Origin of the sequence: Leptolyngbya sp. BL0902 (assembly GCF_016403105.1) — a bacterium.
Classification (GTDB): domain Bacteria; phylum Cyanobacteriota; class Cyanobacteriia; order Phormidesmidales; family Phormidesmidaceae; genus Nodosilinea.
Genome location: NZ_CP046155.1, coordinates 185,554 through 209,678, shown reverse-complemented (window position 1 = coordinate 209,678; position 24,125 = coordinate 185,554). Strand labels below are relative to the sequence as shown.

The window sequence follows — 24,125 nt, the reverse complement described above, 5'->3', positions numbered from 1 at the left end:
ACAGTGAAGCGTCTCCGAGGTAGAGTTTCCCCCACCCCGCTCCCTTAAGAATTGGTAAATTCCCAGGGTGCAGTTGTATCCCAGGCCACTTTTTGTTCGCTTCCTGGGAAATTTTCCCCAGCCTCGGCCCCTAGCGACGGAGCAACCGGAGATCCGGTCGGCCCCATCGCTGCCCCTAGCGAGGATACTGGGCCATCAGCCGCTGCACTTCCCCGGCGTGGTAGGAACTGCGGGTGAGGGGAGACGACACCACCTGCAAAAAGCCCTTGGCCTCGCCTACCTCGCGCCAGGTGTTGAACTGATCCGGCGTGATGAAATCCACCACGGGCAGGTGCTTGGGGCCGGGTTGCAGATATTGCCCCAGGGTGAGGATGTCGCAATCCACCGCCCGCAGGTCGTCCATGACTTGCTGCACTTCGACGTCGGTTTCACCCAGGCCCGCCATCAGGCCCGACTTGGTATAGACCGAGGGGGCGAGTTCACGGGTGCGGCGCAGCAGTTCTAACGACCGCTGGTAGTCGCCCTGGGGCCGAACCCGACGATAGAGCCGGGGCACGGTTTCGGTGTTGTGGTTCAGCACTTCGGGCTGGGCGGACAGGATGGTGGCCAAGGCATCCCAGTTGCCGCAAAGGTCAGGGATTAGCACCTCAATGGTGGTCTTGGGCGATTCTCGCCGCACCGCTTCGATGCAGGCGACAAACTGGCTGGCTCCGCCGTCGGCCAAATCGTCCCGGTTGACGGAGGTAATCACCACATGGCTGAGGCCCATGCGCCGCACCGATTCTGCCAGCCGCAGGGGTTCGGTGGGATCCAAGGCCTGGGGTTTCTTTTCAAAGTCAATATCGCAGTAGGGGCAAGCACGGGTGCAGGCTGGCCCCATAATCAAAAACGTGGCCGTTCCCGCCTGAAAGCACTCGCCAATGTTGGGGCAGGAGGCTTCTTCGCACACGGTATTGAGGCCCAAATCTTGCAGAATGGCCTTAACCGCTCCTACCCGCTCCCACTGGGGAGCCTTTACCCGTAACCAGTCTGGTTTTACTGCCACAGCGTTTCCCTAGATACCCGATGCTGAACTTGGAGTTTCATCATAGCAAGCCCTCGAAGCGCAATCCACCGATACGGATCTGGGGGATCGGAGTATCCTAAAAACAAGCGCGGGGGTGGGTTTAGGGCAAGATGGAAAAGCCATCTGCGGTACGTCGGTGTGGAATCTTAATTTGCTACGGAGCGGCGGGGCTGCTGGCGGCCGGGGCATGGCGCGACTACTACTACCCCAACGGCTGGCACCCCGATGCTCCCTTTCAGCCCATGCGTCTGGCTCGTCTGACCTTGCCGTTACGTCAGGCTCCAGAGAGCTTGTTGACCGCAAACACTCGCATTGAAGTACATTTGCAGGCCCGCGAAATTCGGCTGTACCAAAACGAACAGGTGATCCTGCAAGCCCCGGTGGCGGTGGGCCAGGATGGCTGGCAAACCCCCATTGGCGAGTTTGCGGTGCGCGATATGCGGATTAACCCTGTGTGGCGACACCCCATCACCCAAGAACCCGTTGGCCCAGGGCCGAGCAATCCCCTCGGCTCCCGCTGGATTGGCTTTTTGGTGGAGGGAGGCTACCACATCGGCATCCACGGCACCAACCAGGAGAACCTGATCGGCGAAGCCGTGTCCCACGGCTGTGTGAGGATGCTGGAAAAGGACATCCAAGCCCTCTACGGCCACATCCAACTGGGTACCCCAGTGGTCGTCAAACCCTAGGCGGAAACCCCAACTTCAACATCGGGCATGGCACCATTCACCGCCACACCATTCAACGCCGCGCCACTCATCGCCTGCCAGGGTTTGCCATCGAGGGCCATTTGTTCAATCATGCTGGCCAAGCGCAGGGCTTTGAGGGCCTGTTCGCCACCCACGGAGGGCTGTTCGCCACCGCGCACGCAGTTGATGAAATGCTCTAGTTCGGCGTGGAGGGGTTCGATGTTGCTGGTGTAGACCTTTTCGATCAGCCCGTCTTGGCGGTAGAGCACCTGGCCATAGTCGGCGGAGCAATCGGCGGTAGTTTGGCGGTGAATCAAAATCTCGTTGTTGAGAAAATCCGCCTCGGTGAGGGAATTTTTGCAGTGGGCCATGATGGTGCGGATTTTGCGGTGCGTCACCTTGCTGGCGGTGAGGGTGGCCACAATGCCGTTACTGAAGCCGAGGGTGGCGGTGACGTAGTCGAGATAGTCGGAATGGGCGACGCGCCCGCCGCTGGCGGTGAGGGTAGACACCTCAGAGTTAGCCAGTTCTAGCAGTAGGTCAATGTCGTGGATCATCAGATCGAGCACCACCGACACATCGTTCGCCCGCTGGGAGTAGGGGCTCATGCGGCGAGCCTCTAGGGCCAGCAAAGACTCGGTCTTGAGCACTTTGTGCAGTTCTTGGAAGGCGGGGTTGAAGCGCTCGATGTGGCCCACCTGTAAAATACAATTGGCTTCGGCGGCGGCATTGACTAAGGACTCTGCCTCGGCAATGCTGGCGGCAATGGGCTTCTCGATCAGCACATGCACCCCCGCCTGAAGGCAGGCCATCCCCACCGCATGGTGCAGCCGGGTGGGCACCGCCACACACACCGCATCCACATGCTGAATCAGATCGTGGTAGTCCTCAAAAAAACGCACCCGATACTTGCCAGCGGTATCCAGCCCCCGCTCCACATTCACATCGGAAATACCGACCAGTTCCACATCTTTAAAGCGGCTGAGGACGCGGGTGTGGTGCTGGCCCATGTTGCCCACACCAATAACGCCAACACGAATCGGATCCGGTAGATTGCGGGGTAAGATCATAGCTAGGGCGGGGATGAGAGTGGGTTAAGCAGTCCTAGGCAATGCGGCCAGTGAGCCAGGGAACCACGGCCCTAGAGGGCTAATGGAACGCCCAACAAGAATCATTTCGGGCCGGGGCGAAATCATCCAGATACTATCACAATGCTTCAACTCGTGAAGATTAATGACAAACCTTGGAAAACCCTGGCCCATTGGATTTGGATGTTTCAACCGTTCTAGGACAGCTAGGTAGTTCTAGGGAGCAGTGACCCTAGCCTAGGCAGGTGCGACGCCTGTTGGTAACGGAATGTGTCAGTTTTTGGGCTGGATCCTAGGCGGCGGTTCTTCGGTGGTAGAGATCGGCAGCGGGTCTAGGGTTCGCATGAGGATCTCCTCCAGCCTTGGCCCTTGGGTGGAGAGAATGCTCCACTCCCGTCCGGCGTAGATCAGGCTTTCCCCGGCCTGGGGGATTTTTTGCATTTGGTAGATCAAAAAGCCGCCGAGGGTTTGGTAGTCATCGCTGTAGGGCAGGTCTAGACCGAGGTGTTCGTTCACGTCGTAGAGATCGGCCTGGGCTTTGATGCGGTAGGACTGATCGTCTAGGCGCTGTACCCAGGCGTCGTCTTCGTCCCCTGGGGAGTGGACATCGCCAATGATTTCTGTGGTCAAGTCTCGCAGGGTGAGCAGTCCGGCGGTGCCGCCAAACTCATCGACCACAATCACCATTTCCTGTCCGGTGCGCTGCATGGTGGCCAAAATTTCGTGCAGGGGGGTGTGTTCGGGCACAAAGCGGGCAGGTTTAATCCAGGGCTGAAGCTCGGTTTCGGCGGTAATCGCCTGCTGGGCAAGGGGCTGGAAAAGCTGCTTCAGATCCACCGTGCCCTGAATATCGTCGAGGGAATCGCCCATCACCGGGTAGCGGGAATGCTCGGTGGAGGCCATCGCATCCAGCAAGTCCCTAAAGCAAGCAGACCGGGGCAGGGCGTGGATCTGGGTGCGGGGCACCATGATTTCCCCGGCGGTCACATCCCGAAATTCAAACACATTGTTCAGCAGTTCCCGCTCCTCGGCCTCCAGTCCAGGGGTTTCGGTGGTGGTGCGGATAATGAGCTGCAATTCCTCCGGCGTCAGGCGGCTATAGCCAAACTGATCGCTATACTCAATCCGCACTAGGCGCAGCAGCCACCGGGTAGACTGATTCAAAATCCAGATGAACGGGTTGAAGAATCGGGCAATGGTGAGGCTGGGTGGCCCCAAAAACCGCGCCAGTTGCTCCGGGTAGAGCATCGCCACAGACTTAGGGCACAGTTCCCCCAGCACAATTTGCAGATAGGCCACCCCAAAGAAGGCCACGGGGATGGCAATGGTGTGAGCTAGGGCTACCCGATGCCCTTGGGCTAGGGGCGTTTGAGCCAAGCCGTAGGCCACAATCACCGCCATGGTGCTTTCGCCAATCCAGCCCAGGGCCAAGCTGGAGAGGGTAATACCAAGCTGGGTGGTAGACAGCAGCCGATCTAAACTGCGCTGAAGCTGCTGCACGGTTTTGGCCTGGACATCGCCCTGGGCCACCAGTTGGCTAATCCGCGACCGCCGCACCGACACCATGGAAAACTCGGCAGCCACAAAGAAGGCATTAATGCCAATCAGCAAGAACACCGCCATCAGCCGAGACAGCACAGCGGCAACGGGCAGCGCGTCAGGAACGACTAGGCTTAGCAGAAAAAGAGAAAGCTGCATAGGGTAACAGTGCCCCAGGACGCCCCCATCGGGAGCTTTGGCCTACGGGCCTACTGAACGCCACCGTTGATTCGGGCCTTCACCTGCTCCAAAATTTCGGCCTCATTGGCAAACGTGGCTGCGCTGGGGGTATTGGCATTGGCCACGGGGGTGCCGCTGGTGGGACGCGCCTCCGGTTGCCGAATACCCGTAAGCGCCTGTCGCCCTAGGGTAAACCCCCAGGATGCACTGACCACGCCAGCTCCCATCATGAGCGACAACAGAATGAGCGTAAAGGCAACAGCGGGATTCATGGGGTGTCTTGTGAGGGAAACGAGGGGAAAGCGAACGGGAGAAAACAGCTATAGAACCTAGGCTTGACCCTCAGCCCCGCCCTGGGGCTAGGTCAAGGATGCCTAATTCTAGCAACATCTTATCGAGGGAGAACGCCCATTGTGCCGCCTTCTGCTTCAACCATCGGCGATGGCTGGCCCACCCTAGCCGCGCTCCCCAATCCTAAAAAACTTGAACGCTTCCCGGAGCAAGGCTTTAGAATAGGATAAAACCCCAGGGTTGGCCGAGCGGATTAGGCAGCGAACTCATAATTCGCCTCAGGCAGGTTCAACTCCTGCACCCTGGATTGGTATGGGCCAACGAGATTGGACGATTGGGCAGGCTAGGCGTGGGCATGACGGCCATCCTAGGCTAGTTGCCGTCGCCTAACCCCCGCGAAGCCGTAACCTGTGATACAAATTATTGCCGATTGCAGCGGCGGTCATCGTTTCGCGGAATGTTGAGGGTAGATCGTGGCCGAGTGTGGGGGTATGTCCCAGGGCCGCCATCGACTGCATTCTGGGGATTTTATGACCACCTCTATCCTGTCCGATGCTAACCGCCGTCTCGAACGCGCCCTCAAGTATGTCACCATCTCTGACGATGCCTCGGAGCGGTTGCGCTATCCCAAAGCTAGTCTCACGGTGTCGATTCCGGTGCGGATGGACAATGGCCATCTGCGGGTGTTTCAGGGCTATCGGGTGCGCTACGACGATACCCGTGGCCCCGCCAAGGGCGGCATTCGCTACCATCCCAGCGTCACCCTGGATGAGGTGCAGTCCCTCGCCTTTTGGATGACCTTTAAATGTGCGGCGTTGAACCTGCCCCTGGGCGGCGGCAAGGGCGGCATTACCGTCAACCCCAAGGAACTGTCCAAGTTTGAACTGGAGCGGCTGAGCCGGGGCTACATTGACGCCATCGCTGATTTTATTGGCCCCGATGTGGATATTCCTGCCCCCGATGTCTATACCAATGCCCTGATCATGGGCTGGATGGTGGATCAGTACAGCATCATTCAGCGCAAGCACAGTCCGGCGGTGATTACGGGCAAACCCCTGAGTATGGGCGGCAGCGAAGGACGCGACACCGCCACGGGCATGGGCGCATTCTACGTGATTGAGGCGATGATGGCCAAGGTGGGCAAACGCCCCCAAATGACCACGGTGGCGGTGCAGGGGTTTGGCAATGCGGGCAGCACCGTGGCGCGGCTGCTGTTTGATGCGGGGTATAAGGTGGTGGCGGTCAGCGACTCCCAGGGCGGTGTGTTTTCGCCCCAGGGACTGGATATTCCCAGCGTCCAGCGGTTTAAGGCCGAGCACCGCAGCCTGCAAGCCATCTACTGCCAAGACAGTGTTTGCAATATTGACCAAGCCCACACCACCCTCACCAACGAAGACCTGCTGACCCTGGAGGTGGATGTGTTGATTCCGGCGGCGCTGGAAAACCAAATTACCGCCGACAATGCTGCCCACATTCAGGCCCGCTACATTTTTGAAGTCGCCAACGGCCCCATCACCGCCGATGCCGATGACATTCTGGAGGATAAGGGCATCACCGTCTTCCCCGACATTTTGGTGAATGCTGGGGGCGTTACCGTCAGCTACTTTGAATGGGTGCAAAACCGCAGCGGGCTCTACTGGTCGCGGGAGGAGGTGAACCGTCGCTTGCAGGGCATGATGGTGGCCGAAGCCGAACGCATTTGGCAAATTGCCCAAGACAAGGCCATTTCTGGCCGCACCGCCGCCTACGTCCATGCCCTGTCTCGCCTCGGCGACGCCCTCAACGCCAAGGGCATCCGCGATGACTACGTTGATCCCCACTAACCCAGTCCAGATCCCCAGGGCCTGGTGGTAGTCTCCCCGTTGAACGGATGATGTCTGCACCTTGCGATCTGGGGCCACCCTTGCCGGGGGGAAACCATGAGAATCTGGCAACAAACGGCGGCAAGGGAAAGGGATTACGCTAAGGTTGGGCTGGGGAGTTTTGCCGAAGGAAGCAAGTTGTGTCTGGGCTAGCCGCTGCTGATGGATTCCGTGATCAACCCATACCCCTAGAACCAGAGGTCATACCCCCGGAACCGGAGGCGATCCCCCTGGAACCAGAGGGTGATGGATCCTTGCGGGTGGGGGAACAGGCCCTCGCGGCCACGGATCTGCTGCCCCGGTTGCGCCGCTATGGTCTGCTGCCCGCCTTTCTGCGAGAAGTCGTGATTGACCAGGCCATTGCCCCCTTTTCTCTCACCGAGGAAGAAATCGCCTCGGCGGTAGATCAGTTCGCACAGGCCAACCAGATCACCTCCTCCGAGCAGTGCCAAACCTACCTAGAGCAGCGGGGCCTTACCCTGGCCGATCTAGACGCGGTGGCCCAGCGAGATCGGCGACTGCACAAGTTTAAGCTCGATACCTGGGGCAACAAGGTAGACTCCTACTTCCTCCAGCGCAAAACCCAGATGGATCGGGTGTTGTATTCCCTCATTCGCACCCGCGAAGCTGGGCTTGCCCAGGAGCTTTACTTCCGCATTCAGGACGATGGCGAACCCTTTGCGGATCTCGCCCGCCAATACTCCGAAGGGCAGGAATCCCAAACGGGAGGACTCATTGGCCCGGTAGAACTCTCGGTGCCCCACCCCACCCTGGGCCGTATCCTCACCATTAGCCAACCCGGCCAACTGTGGCCCCCCACGAAGGTGGGAGATTGGTTTGTGGTGGTGCGGTTAGAAAAGTTCTTGCCCGCCAAGCTTGACGAAGCCACCCGTCAGCGGCTGTTGGAGGAACTCTTCAACACCTGGCTGGTTGAACAGGTGCAGAATGCCCTCACGAAGAATGCCGAGTTGTTGTGCCCCCCGGAAGCTGACGCCCCCCAGGTCGATGGCCCCCAGGCTGATGCCTCCCAGGTCGATGGCCCCCAGGCTGACGTCTCCCAGGTCGATGGCCCTCTGGCCGATGGCCGCCTAGAACAACCCACCTAGAAAGGTCAAGGCTGGGTAGCGCTGGATCCAGGGCATCCCTGGACGACTACGTTTCCCTTGGCCCTTGCCCAGAAACCTGCCTTTCTTACTTCGCTGGCGGGGGAAAGGCCAGGATTTTAGCGATACTCTGGAGGTTGCAGTATTCGGGCTTAGGGCTCGGTATTGGCTGGTTCTATGAAAATTCTTTTGGTTGAAGACGATCCGGCGACTCGTCAGCTCCTAGCTCTCCACCTCACTGCCGCGCGCTACACGGTAGAACAGGCCACCGATGGTCGGGTGGCCTTGGATTTGGCCTCGCAGTGGAACTATGACCTTATTCTCCTTGACTTAAACCTGCCCCACCTAGACGGCCTTAGTCTCTGTCGGCAACTGCGGCAGATCGGCAGCACTACCCCCATCCTCATCCTCACGGCCCAAACGGGTGACGAACATGTGATTACCGGGCTCGATGCCGGGGCCGATGACTACGTGACGAAACCCTTCGACATTCCCAGCGTGCTGGCCAGGGTGCGGGCTCTGCTGCGGCGAGGGGCGGTGGCGACGGAGATCCCTTCCCTCACCTGGGGGCCTATTCAGCTGGAGCCCGCCCTCGCTCAAGTGACCTATCGAGGGCACATTATTCCCTTGACGCCAAAGGAATATAGCCTGCTGGAGCTGTTTCTGCGCCATCCCCAGCGTATTTTTAGCCGTAGCAATATCCTTGATCACCTGTGGACGCTGGACGACTCCCCCACGGAGGGGGCCGTAACGAACCTGGTCAAAGACTTGCGAAATCGCCTCAAACGCAGCGGTATTGCCGAAACTGTGATTCAAACCGTCTACGGCCTGGGCTATCGTCTGGGTGAACCCACAGAACCCACGGAACTTGCCCCACCCAGCGACGGCAAGGCTGAGTCAGGGGATAGGTCTCCAAGCTCGCTGAGGGAGGCGGAGGCCGCCTTTGGGCCTACCCCCACAGCGGTGCCGCCTTCCTCGGTGGCCGCTAAAATCGCAACCATCACCCAGCAGTTTCAGTCGTCGCTGCCAGGGCGTCTGGCTCACCTAGAGGATGCCCTGGAACGCCTCCTAACGACGGGACTCACCGACGCTGACCGCCGCCAAGCTGTGGCAGAGGCCCACCGATTGGCCGGAGGATTAGGCACCTTTGGCGATCCCGAGGGATCGGCCCAGGCCCGATCCCTAGAAGCACTCCTGGGCCAGCCCGACCCCCTAAGCCCTGATCAGAACGCTCAGATAGTCGAGGTTTTTCAGCGCCTAAAGCAGACCGTTACCGCCACGAACAACCTGCTGCCACCCATGGTTTCGGTTGAGGTAAACCCCCATCAAGGCAGGCCAAACCTACCTGTCCAGCGATGTAATTTGCTGCTGATCAACTTAGAAACGACCCTAAGCTCCCAGTTCCAGCGATATTTCTCCCAGCAGGGCTACCCGGTGGAGGTCTGGGCAAACCTGCCTGAGGTGGCCTCAACTCCCCTCAACCCCCAGGTGGGAGCGGTGCTACTGGGCCTTGATCCCGCTGCGCCCCCCACCACTAAGCTGGCCCCCCTGCGAGCTATCCGCGACCAGTATCCCCACCTGCCTGTTTTGGTGATTACCTCCCAAGACAGCCTGGAAGAACGGGTGCAGGTGGCTCGGCTTCAGGGAAATCGCTATTTGGTAGCCCCGATCAGCCCCTGCCAAGTGGTTGAGGCCCTGGAACAGGTTTTGCCCTGTGGTCGTTTGCCAGAATCACGGGTGCTGGTGGTGGATGACGATACCGCAACCCTAGCCACGATTCAGGATTTGCTGTCTCCCTGGGGCTTACAGGTGGTGGGCCTCAGTGACCCTCGCCAGTTTTGGGAGCAACTACGGCAGGTGCAGCCAGATTTGCTGATGTTAGCCCTGGATACTCCTACCTTCAGCGGCTTTGACCTGTGCCAGGTGGTGCGCCAAGACCCTACCTACGGCAATTTGCCCACCCTCATGCTGGCCACCCGCTCCGATACCGTAACGGTGACGCAGGTGTTTGAGGCTGGTGGCGATGACCTCATAGGCAAACCCATTGTGGGGCCAGAACTGGTCACGCGGGTGCTGAGCCGGGTAGAGCGATCTCGCCTGCGCCAGCAGTTAGATCAGATGCGGCAGCAACGGTCGCTGCAATGGGATCAGTCTGATCACGACCCCCTCACCCAGGTAGCTACCATAGGCCATTTCGAGCGATTTCTCCAGCAGCAGTGGGATCGCCACGTTCAGGATCAGGCCCCCCTGGCCCTGCTGCTTTGTGCCCTAGACGATTTCGCGGCCTACCAGCAGACCTACGGGGCAGGGGCCAGCGATGGGGTGCTGCGTCGGGTGGCTCGCACCCTGCATCATACAGTCAATCCCAACATTGACCTAGTGGCGCGTTCCGGCGAGGCCCAATTTAACATCCTGCTGCCTAACACCAATCTCGATGGGGCCTTGCGGGTGGCCACCCGAATTCAGCAGGCCATCGATCATCTGCACCTTCCCCAGGCCATCCAACATCGGCCCTCCATGACCCTGAGCCTGGGCATTGGGGGAGCGGTTCCCTGCGCTACCCTAGAGCCTAGGCACCTGATCGTAGCCGCCGAACAGGCCCTGGGAGAGGCCCAGGCGAGAGGAGGCAATACCCTGTCTCTCTATCCCGTGTCGCGCTAGGCTTAGAAGATCGCAAACGCGCTCTTTTGCCACGTTTAGCCTACCCGCCAGGCTGGGCTGCGGGGGCAGGGCGATTGACTCCTCCGTCTAGATCGATCATCCATCGCGCTTATCCATCGCAGCCACCCACCTTTGGTTGAGGCCCCATGGCGGTTTCGTTACGCACCCTATTGATTGTTCCCTTTGTGCTCCAGGTATTTAGCCTGACGGGGCTGGTGGGCTATCTGTCCTACCGCAGCGGCCAGCGGGCGTTGCAGGATATGGCGCTGCAACTGCTGGGGGAGATGGATCAGCGGGTGGCAGCTAGTCTTGATGCCTATCTGCAAGTTCCGCGCACCCTAGCCCGCGTGAATGCCCAAGTGATCACGGCCACCCCCCAGGCCGCCGTCCTCCCTTCCCTAGAGGATCACTTCCTCCAGCAAATCCAGGGGTTTTCGGAGATTACTGAACTCTCGATGACGACCCCCGTTGGCAGCGTTCTGGAGGTGTCACGACAGCCCAACGGCGATGCCCGCCTCCTCCGGCAGCCCTCCACCCCAGCCCATCGGCGCGTGCACGATGCTGGGGATACCGCTATCCGCCCTGGGAGTTCTCCCCCGGCCTATCACCTTGATTTAGAGGGGGCAGAAGGATCTTGGTATCGCAGGGTTGGGAACACCACCCGGGGGTTTTGGCAACTCAGGGTGGCCCTACACTCCGATGCGCCGCTCCTGGCGATGGCCCGCATTCAGCCCGTCTACGACCAGCGGGGAGAACTGCGAGGCACCACCAGCATTGGCGTCTTACTGCCAGATCTCACCCAGACATTGCAACAGGTGATGGATCAGCGCGAGGGGCAGATAATCTTGATCAAAACGAATGGCGATCTGGTGGCTACCTCCGCTGGAGAAGCGACCCTGCTGCTCGCCGGGGAGGCTGGGATCTCCCCAGCTTCAACGCCCTATCGTCTGCGGCCCTGGCACGACAGCAGCCACGCCCTGACGAGGGCCACCGTGGAGCGGCTGATCCATAATCACAGTCGCCTGAGCAACATTAAAGCGCCCACCTTGGCCACCCTTTGGTTTGAGACGCGGCCCTATTTGCTCTACGCCAGCCCCCTAGATGAGGAACTCGACTGGCTGATCGTGACGGCCATGCCCAGCCGAGAGTTTATGGCCACCATCCACACCAACCTCACCCGGACGCTGCTGTTTTGTGGCTTGGCCCTGATCGGTTCCGTTAGCCTCGGTGTTTGGACGGCGGAGGCCATCACCAAGCCCATCCTGGCCCTCCAGCGAGCCACGGAAGCCTTTGCCCAGGAAGCCACCTTCCTACCCCCCGGTCAGCCCAGCCAGATCAAGGAAGTCGATGCCCTGCGCCAGCGGTTTGACGAAATGGTGAGGCAGTTGGTGAACTCGCTGCAAACCCTGCGCCACCGCGAAGACACCCTCGCTATTTTCCTGGATGGGGTGCCCGTGGCCATTAGCGTCCATGGCCCCGATGGCCAAATCCTCTTTCTCAACTACCAAGGCCAAAAACTGCTGACAGCGGGAATTTTGCCGAGCCAACTCGCGGAGTTATCCAAGGATTACGGCCTCTACCGAGCGGGCACCGAGACGCTCTATCCGGTGGAGGATCTCCCCATTACCCAAGGGCTGCGGGGAAAAGCCGCCTATGCCGACGATCTCGAAATAGCTGGCCCGGAGCGACGCATTCCCGTTGAAGTGCATAGTATTCCCGTCTTTGATGACCATGGGCAGGTGCGCTACTGCATTGCCGCCTTCCAAGACATTACCGAGCGGCGGCAAGCGGAGGCCCTGCGGGTCAACTATGAGCGAGAACTGGAGCAGCAAGTGGCAGAACAAACCGCCTCCATTGCCCAGGGTAACGCCACCAAACAGGCGCTCATTAATGCCATCCCCGACCTCCTGATGCGCCTCGGTAGAGATGGGATTCCCCGCGAAATCTACAATCTAGATGTCGCTCACTGGGCGGACGATGCCACGATGGCCCGCCGCCAGCCCCTGCACGATAGCCTGCCCCCTGTTGTGGCCGCTGAACGCCAGCACGCCATTCAGGTGGCTCTCGCCACAGGCACCATCCAGCGCCAGGAGTACGAGATTATGGTGGATGGCCAAACCTACTGGGAAGAGGCCCGCATTGTTCCGGTGACGGACGATGAGGTGTTAGTTGTCGTCCGAGACATGAGCGAACGGCACAAAATTGACCGCCTCAAGGACGAGTTCATTGCCATGGTGAGCCACGAACTCCGTACCCCCCTCACCGCCATTCGCGGAGCCCTGGGTATTCTCGATTCCGGTGTCCTCCAGCGTCGCCCTGATAAGGCCCAACACATGCTTGATGTGTCGCTGGTCAATACCGACCGCCTGATTCGCTTGGTCAACGACATCCTCGACCTAGAGCGGCTAGCCTCCGGCAAAGCTAAGCTGGTGCAGGAGCGCTGCGACATTACCCACCTGGTGCAGCCTGCCATTGAAGGCGTGGAGGCCCTTGCCCTGGGAGCCAAGGTTATCCTCCACTGCGATGTCATCCAGGCCACTGTTTGGGCGGCCCCCGACGCCATCGTTCAAACCCTGGTGAATTTGCTCAGTAATGCCATCAAGTTTTCTCCCCCCCACAGCCACATTTGGTTACGGGCCCAATGGCACTCCCCCCAGACTATCCTCTTTGCCGTGGCCGACCAAGGGCGCGGCATCCCAGCCGATCAACACACAGCTATTTTTGATCGATTCCACCAGATAGACGTGTCCGACTCACGCCGGAGGGGGGGAACCGGGTTAGGATTAGCCATCTGCAAAAATATCATCACCCAGCACGGTGGAGACATCTGGGTGGAGAGTACCGTTGGATCTGGGAGTACCTTCTACTTCACCCTACCCATCCCCCCCCATGGCTAAACACATTCTCGTCATTGACGACGAGGCCGACATTCGTGATGTAGTCTGCCTGTCTCTGGAGGAATTTGGCGGCTGGCACACCGCCGGAGCCCACTCTGGCCACGCAGGTCTGGAACTAGCCCAGCAGTACCCCTGGGATGCCATTGTCCTCGATGTGTCTATGCCCGACCTCGATGGCGTCACCGTCGTGGAGAACCTCCGGGCCAACCCCGCCACCTCCCACATTCCGGTGATTCTGCTGACGGCCCGCGTCCTCCCCAGCGACCAAGCCCGCTTTGGTCAGCTAGGGGTAGCTGGGGTCATTGCCAAACCCTTCGACCCCCTACAAGTGTGGCAGCAGGTGGCCACCATTGCTGGCTGGGATACCTAACCCCACCCGACCTAGCGGCCAGCTAGGGCCTGCGCCAACACACTTCCAGGCAACAGGCAGCTATGCTGGGGTGCTATCAATCCCGTCAGACCTAGATCAACCGACCCCTAGCCCCCGCCGGGACATGTCTTGCGCCAGCGGTGTTTCTAGGCCGGAGTAATCATCAGCACCAGGGCACGCTTATCGAGGGCCTGGACTTTTCCGGCATCGCCGATGTCCTGCACAATCCGATCTAAGAGTTCCCCAGCCCGGTCACGGTGCTGGTGCTCGCGGCCCCGTAGCCGCACAATAAACTTCACGGAGTCTCCCTTAGACAGCCACTCCACCGTGCGCTTGATGCGAAGTTGATAGTCTGACTCGCCCACGTTGGGACGGAGTTTGACTTCCTTCAGCGAGGGCTTGGAGCTTTGCTTCTGTCGCTTGCTCTGCTGATACTGAAGCTTGCCGTAATCCAGAATTTTGGCGACAGGGGCATCTTTGCCGTTGGAGACCACCACCAAATCAAGCCCCTGTTCCTCCGCCAGCTTCAGCGCATCGCGGGTATCTACCAGACCTTGATTTTGGTTTTCATGGTCGATCAGGAGCACCTGAGGCGACCGAATTTGCCGATTGACCAGTTGAGTCTTAGAAATAAGTCGTTCCTCCAAGAATTCGACAGAGATAATGTGGGGTAAGCTGTACCCACTCCATACCGTGACCTGGACGAAAACCCGTCCTAGTCACCGCTAAAGATTATCACTAGAATAACCTAGGTTTTGTTCCCTGGTTGTATCCCAGGAACGGGTCTTAACAAAACACTAGACCCTATCCCCCTGCTGTTTTTGGCTGTTGTGCGATGTCCCAGTATTTTGCCACCGTTGCCCGTGGGCTAGAGGCTTTGGCGGCGGCGGAGTTGGCGTCTCTGGGGGCACAGGCGGTGGAGGAAGGGTTCTGTGGGGTGGCCTTTCAGGGGGACTTGGGCCTGCTGTATCGAGCCAACCTGTGGTCGCGGCTGGCCTTTCGGGTGCTGGTGCGGTTGGGGGATGGCCCCTGCGTGGATGCCGAAGATTTGTACCAGGGCATCCAGAAGATCGACTGGCGACCCTACCTACCCCCCGATCGCACCCTGGCGGTGGATGTGTCAGGGCAGCACCGTCGTCTCAACCACAGCCACTTCACTGCCCTGCAAGTTAAAAACGCCATTGTTGACCAGCAGCGAGAGCACTGGGGCGAACGGTCTAGCGTGGATGCCCACCAGCCCGATGTGCGGGTGAATGTGCATTTAGAACGGGATCGTTATACGGTGAGCCTGGATAGCTCTGGTCACAGCCTGCATCGGCGGGGCTATCGGGCGGCGGTGGGGGCGGCTCCGCTCAAAGAAACCCTAGCGGCGGCTTTGGTGCAGTGGACGGGCTGGACAGGCGATGTGCCGCTGATTGATCCCCTCTGTGGATCAGGAACGTTGCCCCTGGAGGCGAGTCTGGCGGCTTTGGGCATTGCGCCGGGACTATTTCGCGAATCCTTTGGCTTCCAAACCTGGCCGGATTTTGACGCCGACCTATGGGATGACCTTTGCCAAGAGGCCGATGCCAGCCATGGTGGGGAACTCAAGCCCCTAATCTGGGGCTGTGATCGGGATGAATCCGTCATTCAACAGGCCCAGGGCAACGCCGAACGCTGTGGCTTGGCGGATCAGATCGAGTTTTTTGTGCAGGAACTCGAAGACCTGGCGGCTCCTGCCGATCAGGGCTATCTGCTCTGCAACCCACCCTACGGCGAGCGTCTGGGCCAGGATGAGGATCTGGCGGCCTTTTATCGCCTGCTGGGAGACGTGCTTAAACAGCGCTTCAAGGGCTGGACCGCCTTTGTCCTCAGTGGCAACAAGGAATTGGCCCGCACCATTGGGCTCAAATCGGCCCAGCGCTGGGCCGTGCATAACGGGTCTATCCCCTGCCAGTGGATGAAGTATGAGTTGTACTAACGTTGATCCCAACGCCTTTGTCGATAGCACTGTGCCCCAGGTGCGGCACCGCCCCTGCGGCCATAGCATCCAGTCCTAGTCCCATCAGTAAGCGGCCTGGTTGAGCGACGGGTTAGGCCCTGCGCTGCCCAATGCCAACTAGGCTCTGCCGCGACGTTTGAGGGCGGCCACCATTTGCTGACGAACCGCTTTGGCCCATTGGTCAAATTCGGCTTCGGGGGGTTGGGTGGTGTGTACAGGGGTGGTGAGGCCGGAACTGGTGGCAGAACGTTGCATGATTTAAAGTCCTCTAAACGGCGTCTATGGCATTACTAGGGCAAGGGCAGGGATCCGCCCAGGGGCTTTCCGATAGCAAGTCCGACAAAGTCCCGGTTGACCACAGTAACGCAGAATATGCATTTCTAATAGTTTTTATTATCGCTGATGTTGATCCCCAACGACAATCCGTCGAAATGGGCAGATTGTCGCCCGATGACAGGGTGGCATCCGTGAATGCTCGGATTGCCGCAGGTATACCCTAGGGGGGTGGCCTACGGGCCTGCTATCTCCGAAAACAGTATTAAGCCTGCCAAATTGTTGCCCTATCGGGGTCACAATGGGGCTGGTTTCTGATCTGTATTCTTTGGCTTCGATTCCTATGCGACCAATTCGCACCTTTAACGTCACCCCCTCCCTCCCCCAGCGCCTAGAGGCTCTGCGTACCTTGGCCTATAACCTCCACTGGGACTGGGATATGGAGATGGCCGACCTGTTTCGGCGGCTGGATGCGGATCTGTGGGAGTCGAGTCGCTACAATCCGGTGCTGATGTTGGGCACCATTGGCCAAGAGCGGCTGAACGAAATTACCGAGGACGAAGGCTTTTTGGCCCAGATGGATCGGGCAACCCAGCGCCTAGAGGATTACCTCAAGGAGCGGCCCTGGTATGGCAAGCATCGGCCCAATCCGGTGCCCGGTGAGCGCTACGCCTACTTTTCCATGGAGTTTGGCCTCACCACCTGTATGCCCGTGTATTCCGGCGGGTTGGGGGTGCTGGCGGGGGATCACCTCAAGTCGGCCAGCGACATTGGCTTGCCCCTGGTGGGGGTGGGGCTGCTGTATCAGGAGGGCTACTTTGCCCAGTATTTGAACGCCGACGGCTGGCAGCAGGAGCGCTACCCGATCAACGACTTTTACAATATGCCCCTGCATTTGGAGCGGGACGCCGACGGTAACGAGATCCGCATTGAGGTGGACTATCCAGGCCGGACGGTCTATGCGCGGGTGTGGCGGGTGCAGGTGGGCACGGTGCCGCTGTATTTGCTGGACACCAACATTGAACCCAACAGCCAGTACGACCAGGATATTTGTGATCGCCTCTACGGCGGCGACATTGATATGCGGATTCACCAGGAAATCATGCTGGGGATCGGCGGCATTCGGATGCTGAAGGCGCTGGGCATTGTGCCCACGGCCTACCACATGAACGAGGGCCACTCGGCCTTTATGGCCCTAGAGCGGATTCGGGTGCTGATGGCGGAGGATGGCCTCTCCTTTGCCGAGGCGCTTCAGGTGGCCCAGGCCAGCCAAATGTTTACCACCCACACCCCCGTCCCGGCGGGGATTGACCTGTTTCCACCGGATAAGGTGCTGCACTACCTGGGCCACTATCGCCAATGCTTTGGCCTGGGGGAAGCGGAATTTCTGGCCCTGGGCCGCACCAATACCGGGGATTTCTCCGCCCCCTTCAGCATGGCGGTGCTGGCGATTAAAACCGCCACCTTTGTGAATGGCGTCAGTAAGCTCCATGGCCAGGTGTCCCAGGGGATGTTTGGCGACCTCTGGGCCGATCTTCCCCTAGCTGAGGTGCCCATCCATGCCATTACCAACGGCGTCCATGCCCGCAGTTGTGTGGCTCGGTCTACCCAGGCGTTGTACGACCGCTACCTTGGCCCCAACTGGTCTCAGGCCAGTCCCGGAGCCTCCCTGTGGGAGCGGGTGCGGACGATTCCCGATGAGGAACTGTGGCGCAACCACGAGCAATGCCGATCCCAGTTGGTGATGGCGGTGCGGGAACGGCTGGCCAAAAACCTGCTGGAGCGGGGCGGCTCCACGCGGGAACTGACCGAAGCCCAGGAACGCCTTGACCCCTTTGTGCTCACCATTGGCTTTGCCCGCCGCTTTGCCACCTACAAACGGGCCACCCTGTTTTTGCGAGATCTTGACCGCATCCAAAAAATCATCAACGGCAACGGTACAGGCCGTCGGGTGCAGTTTGTGATCGCCGGAAAGGCCCACCCCAAGGACATTCCGGGCAAAGAGCTGATCCGCAGCATCATCCACTTCACCCGTGACCACGGCCTGGATCGATCCATTGTGTTTGTGCCGAATTACGACATCCACCTATCGCGGGATATGGTGGCGGGCTGCGATGTGTGGCTGAACACCCCCCGCCGCCCCCGCGAGGCCAGCGGCACCAGCGGCATGAAGGCGGCGATGAACGGCCTGCCCAACCTCAGCGTCCTCGACGGCTGGTGGGATGAGGCGGACTACATTCGCACCGGATGGCCCATCGGCCACGGCGAAGACTACGAAGATTCCGACTACCAAGACGATGTCGAAGCCAACGCCCTCTACGAAATCCTGGAAAAAGAAGTCGTGCCCCTGTTCTACGACCGCGACAAGGACGAAATCCCTCGCGGCTGGGTGGCCAAAATGAAGGAGGCCATCTACCTGAACACGCCCCAGTTCAACACCGCCCGCATGGTGAAGGACTACGCCAACCGGGGCTACTTCGTCGCCAGCGACCGCGCCCATGCCCTCGCAGCCCAGCACTACGGCCCCGGCAAAGAACTAGCAGTGTGGCTATCCCACCTGGCCGAACACTGGTACGACATCCGGTTTGCGGAAATCGCCATTTCCGACGCCACCGACCTGCGAGTGAATCAATTCCTCAAGGTGTCCACCCGCCTGCAACTGGGGGCCATCACCCCCGATGATGTGCAGGTAGAGCTATACCGGGGCAGCGTGGCCGTCGATGGCGAAATCCACAGCGGCACCGCCACCCCCATGACCTATCAAGGCCAAGACAACCAGGGCCACAGCCTCTACGCCACCGAGGTGGAATATACCTCTAGCGGCCTCCAGGGGCTTTCCCTGCGGATTTTGCCCCAGCACCCCGCCCTCAGCAGCCCCTACGATCCTAAGCTCATCCTCTGGGCCAACCCGGAGCAGGTGCCCATTGTGACCGCATCCTCTGCCATCGGGTAGATCTGTTACCTGTTCCCGTTGTCCGGGGGGAATCCTGCCGTGTCGTTTCTTCAGCAAGCCCAGCCGCCCCTGCGTTTTTTGCCGCCCCAGCCGAATCGAACTGTGCTGAGGGTGACCCAATGGCTCATGCCCGCCTGGATTCGCTGGCGAGAAAACTTGCAGCGGGTGGAGTCCCACAATGTAGATCCGCTGGTGTATCTGATGCGGGATTTCCAGGCTCAGCAGCATCGGTTTCTGCTGGCCTTTCGTCACCCCAGCCCCCAGGATGCCTTTTGTCTGGCCCATCTGCTGTGGTACGACGTGCCTCGGCGGGCTAAGCAATTGGGAGTGACGCTGGATTACCCAGTTCATGCCCACTTTATCTACGACCGAGGCATTCCCCTGTGGGCGGGGGCTTGGGTGGGTGGGTTCTACTCGCGCCTGGGCGGCACACCGATCCAGCGGGGCAAACTGGATCGCCAGGGGCTGCGCTCGGCTCGGCACCTGTTTGCCAACGGAGCATGGCCCATGGCGGCGGCTCCAGAGGGCGGCAACAACGGCCACACGGAATTGGTCAGCCCCCTAGAACCGGGCATTGCCCAGATGGGCTTTTGGTGCGTGGAGGATCTGCAGCAGGCCGGACGCTCGGAGCAGGTGTCCCTGCTTCCGGTGGGGATCACCTATCAATACACGCCGCCCCCGTGGGACAAACTGGATGGATGGCTCGACCGCCTAGAGCAAGAAACCGGATTGGTTGCCATGCCCCAAGCCACGCGGGCTACCGATGAGGCGAGTTCTGTCCTGTCTGAGCGTCCGAGCCCAGCGGGGTTGACGGATGCCGCCCTACAGCGCCGCTACCAACGGCTGCTGGCCCTGGGAGAACACCTGCTAGGGGTGATGGAGGACTACTATCAGCGGGTGTATCGTATGCCCGTAGTCACGCCTCCGGCCCCCTTTGCAGATCGGCTGGAGGTGTTGCGCGATACGGCCTTGCAGGTGGCCGAAACCTACTTTCAACTGCCCCCCCGTGGCACCATGATCGACCGCTGCCGCCGCATCGAGCAAGCGGGCTGGGAGCGGATTTTTCGGCAGGAGTTGGGGGAAGATCAGCCCCTCTCGGCGGTGGCCCGTGGTTTGGCCGACCGGGAAGCCGAGGAAGCCAGCCTGCGAATGTGGCACATGCGCCTGGTGGAAAACTTTGTGGCCGTCACCGGACAGTATGTGCGAGAACGCCCCACCGCCGAACGCTTTGCCGAAACCCTGATGATTGTGCGGGATATTGTGTGGCTGATTAAGGGCGAAAATCCCTTTCCGCGCCCCAAACTTGGCCCCCAGGTAGCCACCATCACCGTGGGCGAACCGATTTCGGTGAGCGACCGCTGGCCCGCCTATAAAGCCGGACGCAAACAGGCCGTCGCCGACCTCACCAGCGATCTGCAACTGGCCCTAGAACGGATGATTCCCCAGCCGTAGTTTTCTAATATCAAAGGCCGTTTCCGGCTCCCCTTTCCTTGTGGGCTACCGTGTATACCCATCTCGGCCCTCACCCCCTCAGTCCCCCTCTCCCAAACATGGGCGAGGGGGAGGCCAGACCAGGCTTTCCGGCTCCCCTTCTTCCGCCCTGGGAGAAGGGGGTGGGGGATGAGGGCGGCGGGGGCTTGGCGATCTCATGAACCTCTAGTCCTCCGATTCGGCGGGGGATCCTACGGTGGCGGGCGACTGGTGCAAGATCAGCCGATTACCGTCGGGGTCGTAGGCGTAGATTTCGCGCCCGTGGGAGGCGGTGAGGATGGGGCCAGGGGGCGGATAGCCCAGGCGGGTCAGGTGGGCGATGGCCCGGTCTAGGTCAGCGACCTCCAGGCACAAACTCATGGCCCCGGCTTGGTGGGTCTGAAATTCGGCGGCGTGGCTGGCCTGGGGAGAGAAAATGCCCAGCCGCAACCCGCCCCAGGTAAATTCGGCATAGCGCTGGGGCCAGTGGGGATGGGGATCTTGGCCGAGGAAAGCTTGATAGAAGGCGACCAGTGGCTCAAACGCCTGACTGGCCAACACCACGTAGGCGCTGGAGCAGGCTAGGGGCTGGGCGGCGGTGGAGTCCGTCACAGTCTAGACGACGGCCCCTCGATACAGCCGCGCCGCTTGTTCGGGGCTGAGGCGGTTGGCCCCCGGCCAGTAGGGCTGCACGGGTTCGCTAAAGGCCGCTTTGACCTCCTCCGGATCCTTCGAGAGCCCCCCAGCTTTCACCACCTTGGCGCTGTCGGTGTAGGCGTTAATTTTGCTGTGGGGGGGCAAAAAGTCGTTAGCCTCTTCGTCGTAGGCCAGCAGTTGACCATTTTCGATGTGGTAGATCCAGCCGTGGATGGACAGTTCGCCCGTGTGCAGCTTGGAGTGGATGGAGGGATAGGTGCGGAGGTTATCAATTTGGGTGAGGACGTTTTGGGCCACCAGCAGATCCAGCTTTTCCTTTTTGCTGCGGTCGCCGTAGTGATCGAACACCAGCTTGCGGGTGGCGGCGGTGTAGCTCAGCCAGTCATAAACCAGGGGCATTTTTTCCTCAAGTTCCCCCAGTTGCAACAGCCCCTTCATGGCTCCGCATTGGGTGTGCCCGCAGATAATCACCTGCTTGATGTCGAGCGCTTCTAGGGCGTACTCAATGGTGGCTCCTTCGCCGCCGTTGGTGGCTTCGTAGGGCGGGATAATGTTCCCGGCGTTGCGGATGATGAACAAATCCCCAATTTCTGACTGGGTGATGATGGTGGGATCCACCCGCGAATCGGAACAGCCGATAAAGAGAACCCTAGGATGCTGCCCCTTGGCCAATTCCTGCATCAGCTCTTGGTGGCTAGGAATGTAGTGCTCCTGAAACTCCCGCAAACCCCGCAGCAGCTTTTCCATTGGTTTTTCCTTGTGTCCCCAATAACGTGATGCCTTGCCCAAGGCGCTTGGCCCTGTCCCGTTGACTTCCACTCATAACCCTACGGATAGGAGGATCGACGGACGGGCATCCCTACTGTTATCCCATATTGCAGGGCACCCCAGCGACAGGATTTGCTTATCGTATCAATCATCTGTGCTTGTCGGGCGGGCGGGTTGGGGCCGTTATGGGTGTGGGTCACTGTCGCCGTTGTGGCCTGGGGTGAGCTGCAAGGCCCCCGGTGTCTCTGGCCCAGGGGTGGCTTCGTCAATCCTGGTGAGGGGTGTTTGGGGGATATCGTCCGTGGCCCCGGTGAGATCGCTCTGGGGATGGAAGTAGGTGTAGATCGTTTGGGCCAGTTGGGGGCCAATGCCGGGGACGGTGGCCAACTGTTCGGGGCTGGCTTCTCGGATGTAGTCGATGGAGCGAAAGGCGGCGAGGAGTTCCTTTTGGCGATGGTGGCCCAGGCCAGGGATATCCGACAGGCGGGAGCGGCGCATGCGTTCCGTGCGTTTTTGGCGATGGAAGCTGATAGCAAAGCGGTGGGCTTCGTCCCGCAGGCGGCGCAAAAGCTGGACGCCCGGTTGGTCGGCCTCAGTGGTGAGGGGCTGGGATTCTCCGGGTAAGAAAATCTCCTCCCGCTTTTTGGCGAGGCTGACCACGTTGAGGTCTTGCAGCAGGTTGAGGTCTTTGAGAACGTCCACCACCGCAGAAAGTTGGCCCTTGCCCCCGTCAATCATCACCAAGTCCGGCCAGTCGGGATTGCCGATGCGGGGCAGGTTGGGATCGGCGGCATAGCGACGGAATCGGCGGCGGATCACCTCGGCCATGCTGGCAAAGTCGTCGGAGTGGCCGGGGCGCACGTCGGGGTTTTTGATTTTGTAGTGGCGGTAGTGCTGCTTGGCGGGTAGTCCGTCTACAAATACGACTTGGGACGCGACGGCATCGGAACCCTGGATGTGGGAAATGTCGTAGCCTTCGATGCGTTTGGGCAGGTCGGGCAGGTCGAGGGCAACGGCGAGATCTTGCAGGGATTGCAAGGTGCGGTCGGCCACGGCCTGGGTGCGGGCCAGTTCGTACTGGGCGTTGCGCTCCACCATGTCGATCAGGTCGGCCTTCACCTGGCGCTGGGGCACTTCGATGGAGACTTTGCGCCCCCGCCGCTGGGTGAGGTAGTCCGCCAAAATTTCCGCTTCGGGTAGGGCGTGCTGGGCCAAAATCACCGAGGGAATTTCCACCGGATCCACCGTTTGATAGTGGTTTTCCAGTACCCGCTGCAAAATCGTGCCGGGATCACCCGCCTCGGCATCGGCCACAAAGCCCAGCCGCCCCACTAAGCGCCCCGCCCGCACCTGGAAGATTTGTACGCAGGCGTGTTTGTCGTCCGCCGCCAGGGCAATGGCATCCCGCGAAACGGTGTCGTCCGGTAGAGCCACCTTTTGGTCGGCGCAGAGCCGTTCTAACCCACGAATCTGATCCCGCAGGTGGGCGGCCTGCTCAAACTTCAAGTCCTCGGCGGCTTTTTCCATGTGCCCGGTCAAAATATCCACCAGTTCCGTGGTGCGCCCCTGAAACACCATCACCACCCGTTGCAGGGTTTTGCGGTACTCCTCCGGGGAAATCAGCCGTTGGCACACCCCAGGGCAGCGGCCAATGTCGTAGTTCAGGCAGGGGCGATTTTTGTGGACGGGCTGGGGCCGCTGGCGCAACGGGAAAATCCGCTTCACCAGGCTCAGGGTGCTGCGGAGCAGGCCCACATCCACATAGGGGCCGTAATACCGATCTTTGCTGTGCCTCAAGCGCTTGCGGGTGATGAAAATGCGGGGATACTCCTCCGACCAGGTGACGCAGAGGTAGGGATACTTTTTGTCGTCCTTCAGCAGCACATTGAAGTGGGGCTGGTGATGCTTAATCAGGTTCGCCTCTAGGGCCAGCGCCTCAGATTCCGTATCGGTGACGATGATTTCGATATCTACCACCTGCATCACCATGGTGGTAATGCGGGGGGCATGGCCATAGATGTCGCGAAAATACGACCGCACCCGGTTCCGCAAACATTTGGATTTGCCGATGTACAAAATCTGGTCGCGGCTATCCTTCATGAAGTAGACCCCCGGCTCCTTGGGGATCTCTTTGAGGCGGGTCTCTAAACGGTCGGGATCGTTGATAAAGGTTGTCGCGGGTACCGCAGCGGTCACAGCGGGGCCATCCTGGTGCAAAACGGTCTTGCTTTAGGATAGCGCCCTCACCCATCGGACGAAAGGCTGCAAGGCGGTGGG

Annotated in this window: 18 protein-coding genes and 1 tRNA gene; 10 read left to right on the top strand and 9 right to left on the bottom strand. The window is 60.0% G+C overall.

Annotated elements, in window-relative coordinates; all coding sequences use genetic code 11:
* Nucleotides 1-175: 175 nt before the first annotated feature.
* Nucleotides 176-1,045 carry a lipoyl synthase gene (gene lipA / locus GFS31_RS00895; RefSeq protein WP_198806452.1) on the bottom strand — a complete coding sequence of 290 codons (870 nt, stop codon included), beginning with the start codon at nt 1,043-1,045 and terminating at the stop codon, nt 176-178.
* Nucleotides 1,046-1,176: 131 nt separating this feature from the next.
* Between lipA and GFS31_RS00890 the strand changes: the two genes are divergently transcribed.
* The gene (locus tag GFS31_RS00890) at nt 1,177-1,755 is read left to right on the top strand and encodes a L,D-transpeptidase (protein ID WP_198806451.1); all 579 of its coding nucleotides are present in this window, start codon (nt 1,177-1,179) and stop codon (nt 1,753-1,755) included.
* Here GFS31_RS00890 and GFS31_RS00885 read toward each other — a convergent pair.
* The 3 genes from GFS31_RS00885 to GFS31_RS00875 all read right to left on the bottom strand — a co-directional run bounded on the left by GFS31_RS00885 (nt 1,752) and on the right by GFS31_RS00875 (nt 4,834).
* Nucleotides 1,752-2,825, bottom strand: a complete 1,074-nt coding sequence (locus GFS31_RS00885; protein WP_198806450.1) for a Gfo/Idh/MocA family protein — start codon at nt 2,823-2,825, stop codon at nt 1,752-1,754. The two genes, GFS31_RS00890 and GFS31_RS00885, sit on opposite strands and share 4 nt — an antisense overlap.
* Nucleotides 2,826-3,116: 291 nt before the next feature.
* A complete protein-coding gene (locus GFS31_RS00880) occupies nt 3,117-4,541 on the bottom strand; it encodes a hemolysin family protein (RefSeq protein WP_198806449.1) in 1,425 nt (474 codons plus the stop codon).
* A gap of 50 nt (nt 4,542-4,591) precedes the next feature.
* The gene (locus GFS31_RS00875; protein ID WP_198806448.1) at nt 4,592-4,834 is read right to left on the bottom strand and encodes a hypothetical protein; all 243 of its coding nucleotides are present in this window, start codon (nt 4,832-4,834) and stop codon (nt 4,592-4,594) included.
* A 253-nt stretch (nt 4,835-5,087) separates the two neighbouring features.
* Here GFS31_RS00875 and GFS31_RS00870 point away from each other — a divergent pair.
* The 6 genes from GFS31_RS00870 to GFS31_RS00845 all read left to right on the top strand — a co-directional run bounded on the left by GFS31_RS00870 (nt 5,088) and on the right by GFS31_RS00845 (nt 13,746).
* Nucleotides 5,088-5,160: transfer RNA gene (locus GFS31_RS00870), tRNA-Ile, on the top strand.
* 223 nt (nt 5,161-5,383) lie between these two features.
* Entirely contained in the window at nt 5,384-6,676 is a 1,293-nt protein-coding gene (locus GFS31_RS00865; protein WP_198806447.1) for a Glu/Leu/Phe/Val family dehydrogenase, read from the top strand.
* A 179-nt stretch (nt 6,677-6,855) separates the two neighbouring features.
* Nucleotides 6,856-7,821: a peptidylprolyl isomerase gene (locus GFS31_RS00860; protein WP_263974874.1), complete on the top strand. Its 966-nt coding sequence runs from the start codon at nt 6,856-6,858 to the stop codon at nt 7,819-7,821.
* A gap of 174 nt (nt 7,822-7,995) precedes the next feature.
* On the top strand, nt 7,996-10,479 hold the full coding sequence (locus tag GFS31_RS00855) for a response regulator (RefSeq protein WP_198806446.1): 2,484 nt from the start codon (nt 7,996-7,998) through the stop codon (nt 10,477-10,479).
* 146 nt (nt 10,480-10,625) lie between these two features.
* A complete protein-coding gene (locus tag GFS31_RS00850) occupies nt 10,626-13,376 on the top strand; it encodes an ATP-binding protein (RefSeq protein WP_198806445.1) in 2,751 nt (916 codons plus the stop codon).
* On the top strand, nt 13,369-13,746 hold the full coding sequence (locus tag GFS31_RS00845) for a response regulator (protein ID WP_198806444.1): 378 nt from the start codon (nt 13,369-13,371) through the stop codon (nt 13,744-13,746). The genes GFS31_RS00850 and GFS31_RS00845 overlap by 8 nt, the downstream gene beginning before the upstream one ends.
* A 146-nt stretch (nt 13,747-13,892) precedes the next feature.
* Here the strand turns inward: GFS31_RS00845 and infC are convergent, their stop codons facing one another.
* Nucleotides 13,893-14,393 carry a translation initiation factor IF-3 gene (gene infC / locus GFS31_RS00840; RefSeq protein ID WP_198806443.1) on the bottom strand — a complete coding sequence of 167 codons (501 nt, stop codon included), beginning with the start codon at nt 14,391-14,393 and terminating at the stop codon, nt 13,893-13,895.
* Nucleotides 14,394-14,581: 188 nt separating this feature from the next.
* Between infC and GFS31_RS00835 the strand changes: the two genes are divergently transcribed.
* Nucleotides 14,582-15,706: a class I SAM-dependent RNA methyltransferase gene (locus GFS31_RS00835; RefSeq protein ID WP_198806442.1), complete on the top strand. Its 1,125-nt coding sequence runs from the start codon at nt 14,582-14,584 to the stop codon at nt 15,704-15,706.
* A gap of 138 nt (nt 15,707-15,844) precedes the next feature.
* Here GFS31_RS00835 and GFS31_RS00830 read toward each other — a convergent pair whose 3' ends face one another.
* The gene (locus GFS31_RS00830) at nt 15,845-15,982 is read right to left on the bottom strand and encodes a hypothetical protein (RefSeq protein ID WP_198806441.1); all 138 of its coding nucleotides are present in this window, start codon (nt 15,980-15,982) and stop codon (nt 15,845-15,847) included.
* Nucleotides 15,983-16,343: 361 nt separating this feature from the next.
* Here GFS31_RS00830 and glgP point away from each other — a divergent pair, with 361 nt between their 5' ends.
* Both glgP and GFS31_RS00820 read left to right on the top strand, forming a co-directional pair.
* The gene (glgP, locus tag GFS31_RS00825; RefSeq protein ID WP_198806440.1) at nt 16,344-18,953 is read left to right on the top strand and encodes an alpha-glucan family phosphorylase; all 2,610 of its coding nucleotides are present in this window, start codon (nt 16,344-16,346) and stop codon (nt 18,951-18,953) included.
* 39 nt (nt 18,954-18,992) lie between these two features.
* Nucleotides 18,993-20,405, top strand: coding sequence for a 1-acyl-sn-glycerol-3-phosphate acyltransferase (locus GFS31_RS00820; RefSeq protein ID WP_198806439.1), 1,413 nt, complete (start codon nt 18,993-18,995; stop codon nt 20,403-20,405).
* Between the two features lie 204 nt (nt 20,406-20,609).
* Here GFS31_RS00820 and GFS31_RS00815 read toward each other — a convergent pair whose 3' ends face one another.
* The 3 genes from GFS31_RS00815 to uvrC form a co-directional block, all read right to left on the bottom strand.
* A complete protein-coding gene (locus tag GFS31_RS00815; RefSeq protein ID WP_225907520.1) occupies nt 20,610-21,035 on the bottom strand; it encodes a VOC family protein in 426 nt (141 codons plus the stop codon).
* Between the two features lie 3 nt (nt 21,036-21,038).
* Nucleotides 21,039-21,827, bottom strand: a complete 789-nt coding sequence (locus GFS31_RS00810; protein ID WP_198806438.1) for a carbonic anhydrase — start codon at nt 21,825-21,827, stop codon at nt 21,039-21,041.
* A 204-nt stretch (nt 21,828-22,031) separates the two neighbouring features.
* A complete protein-coding gene (gene uvrC, locus GFS31_RS00805) occupies nt 22,032-24,044 on the bottom strand; it encodes an excinuclease ABC subunit UvrC (RefSeq protein ID WP_198806437.1) in 2,013 nt (670 codons plus the stop codon).
* Between the last annotated feature and the right edge of the window lie 81 nt (nt 24,045-24,125).

What these genes read in the sequence shown, in the direction of transcription:
- GFS31_RS00855 (WP_198806446.1), top strand. Translation starts at nt 7,996, where the DNA reads ATGAAAATTCTTTTGGTTGAAGACGATCCGGCGACTCGTCAGCTCCTA.
- GFS31_RS00845 (WP_198806444.1), top strand. Translation starts at nt 13,369, where the DNA reads ATGGCTAAACACATTCTCGTCATTGACGACGAGGCCGACATTCGTGAT.
- glgP (WP_198806440.1), top strand. Translation starts at nt 16,344, where the DNA reads ATGCGACCAATTCGCACCTTTAACGTCACCCCCTCCCTCCCCCAGCGC.
- GFS31_RS00885 (WP_198806450.1), bottom strand. Translation starts at nt 2,825, where the DNA reads ATGATCTTACCCCGCAATCTACCGGATCCGATTCGTGTTGGCGTTATT.
- GFS31_RS00835 (WP_198806442.1), top strand. Translation starts at nt 14,582, where the DNA reads ATGTCCCAGTATTTTGCCACCGTTGCCCGTGGGCTAGAGGCTTTGGCG.
- GFS31_RS00850 (WP_198806445.1), top strand. Translation starts at nt 10,626, where the DNA reads ATGGCGGTTTCGTTACGCACCCTATTGATTGTTCCCTTTGTGCTCCAG.
- GFS31_RS00830 (WP_198806441.1), bottom strand. Translation starts at nt 15,982, where the DNA reads ATGCAACGTTCTGCCACCAGTTCCGGCCTCACCACCCCTGTACACACC.
- GFS31_RS00810 (WP_198806438.1), bottom strand. Translation starts at nt 21,827, where the DNA reads ATGGAAAAGCTGCTGCGGGGTTTGCGGGAGTTTCAGGAGCACTACATT.
- GFS31_RS00865 (WP_198806447.1), top strand. Translation starts at nt 5,384, where the DNA reads ATGACCACCTCTATCCTGTCCGATGCTAACCGCCGTCTCGAACGCGCC.
- GFS31_RS00880 (WP_198806449.1), bottom strand. Translation starts at nt 4,541, where the DNA reads ATGCAGCTTTCTCTTTTTCTGCTAAGCCTAGTCGTTCCTGACGCGCTG.
- GFS31_RS00875 (WP_198806448.1), bottom strand. Translation starts at nt 4,834, where the DNA reads ATGAATCCCGCTGTTGCCTTTACGCTCATTCTGTTGTCGCTCATGATG.
- GFS31_RS00890 (WP_198806451.1), top strand. Translation starts at nt 1,177, where the DNA reads ATGGAAAAGCCATCTGCGGTACGTCGGTGTGGAATCTTAATTTGCTAC.